This is a genomic window from Nitratidesulfovibrio oxamicus (assembly GCF_015731765.1).
Classification (GTDB): Bacteria; Desulfobacterota; Desulfovibrionia; order Desulfovibrionales; family Desulfovibrionaceae; genus Cupidesulfovibrio; species Cupidesulfovibrio oxamicus.
Genome location: NZ_VRYY01000467.1, coordinates 1 through 1,847 on the forward strand (window position 1 = coordinate 1; position 1,847 = coordinate 1,847).

Genomic DNA, 1,847 nt, shown 5'->3' on the forward strand with positions numbered 1-1,847 from the left:
ACACAGGGACGCCATAGACAAAGAGTTCCAACGCCTTGAGCTTTTTGGCTTCGGGAAGGCGGCTAAGTTCCCAGGCGGTTTTCCACGAGTACTTGCTACCGCACCGACGGCATTTGAAACGGCCATCAGCGAGACGCCAAGCTCGGGTGTATGTGCACTTCGGGCATTCTCTCATGTCCAGACCTGCCTATCACAGGTCCGGTTTGGTTAGGTATTACCAAAGAAATTAAGCGAGATTGCGAGATATGCTGGGGGGGATGCTTATATTGCCTTATGTGAGGTAGTCCCGACTTGATCTGCCCCCCCCCTTGAACGAAGGAGGGAACTCCGTTTTGATGGAAGTGCAAACGCACCATCAACCGGGCACCATGCCCACGGAGTTCCCTCATGGAAAGTTTCAATCAAAACGTCATCCGTCACAAGACCGGACTTCTCAACCTCGCGGCGAACCTTGGCAACATCTCCAAGGCGTGCCGCATGATGGGGTTTTAGAGGGATAGCTTTTACCGGTACCGGGCGGCACGGGATGCTGTCGGCGTGGAGGCGCTGTTCGAGGTCACTCGCAAGAAACCGAACCTGAAGGACCGGGTCGAGGAAGCCACGGAGCAGGCGGTCATCGAGTTCGCCATCGAGTTTCCGGCCCACGGACAAGTCCGGGCGCAGCAACGAACTGCGCAAGAGCGGCGTCTTCGTCTCGCCGTCGGGGGGTGCTGAACAGGCTGCGCCACGGCTTGTCCTCCATGAAACAGCGCCTGCGCGCCATGGAGAAGAAATCCTCCGGGGAAGGCCTCGGGGTGACTGAGGTGCAGGTACAGGCTCTGGAGAGCAAGAAACAGGATGGCGAAGCCTGCGGCGAGATAGAAAGCCACCACCCGGGCTATCTCGGCAGCCAGGACACCTTTTGCGTGGGCACCATCAAGGGCGTTGGTCGCATTTACCAGCAAACCTTCGCGGATACATACTCCAAGTGGGCGGCGGCCAAGCTGTGCACCACCAGGACGCCCATCACCGGGACCGACCTGCTGAACGACCGGGTTCCGCCCTTCTTTGCCTCACGGGAAATGGGCATCCTCCGCATCCTGACGGACAGGGGCGCGGAATACTGCGGCAAGCTGGAAACACATGATTACCAGCTCTATCTGGGCGTAAACGGCATCGCATACACCATAACTAAAACACGGCACCCGCAGACAAGCGGCATCTGCGAACGCTTCCACAAGACCATCCTGCAAGAGTTCTACCAGGTTGCCTTCCGGCGCAAGCTGCATCACTCTCTGGAAGAGTTGCAGGCTGACCTCGACGCCTGGATGGAGCACTACAATAGCAAGAGGACGCATCAAGGAAAAATGTGCTTCGGCAGAACGCCCATGCAAACATTCCTTGATGGGAAAAAGCTCTGGGAAGAGAAGGTCGGACAACTCAACTAACCTGCCAAACGGCACCATCAGAACGGAGCAGAATGTCAGGTCAAGTCTGAACTACTACAGATCAATGTCGATGCAAAAGCATACAGCAATTTTTCTGACTTTGTGTCTGCTTAATTTATTGTTTTTGAAAATGATTGTAGCCTGTCAGGGGTTGGTATGATGGTCTAGAGGCTTTGCTTTTCTCGGATGTTGATTTCAGAAGGTAATACCTAACCAAACCGGACCTGTGATAGGCAGGTCTGGACATGAGAGAATGCCCGAAGTGCACATACACCCGAGCTTGGCGTCTCGCTGATGGCCGTTTCAAATGCCGTCGGTGCGGTAGCAAGTACTCGTGGAAAACCGCCTGGGAACTTAGCCGCCTTCCCGAAGCCAAAAAGCTCAAGGCGTTGGAACTCTTTGTCTATGGCGTCCCTGTGT

The 1,847-nt window shown here is 55.3% G+C and carries 1 pseudogene; it reads left to right on the plus strand.

Annotated elements, in window-relative coordinates:
* Positions 1 to 387: 387 nt before the first annotated feature.
* Positions 388 to 1,427 (plus strand): annotated as a pseudogene (locus tag FVW20_RS14050) (IS481 family transposase).
* Positions 1,428 to 1,847: the final 420 nt, after the last annotated feature.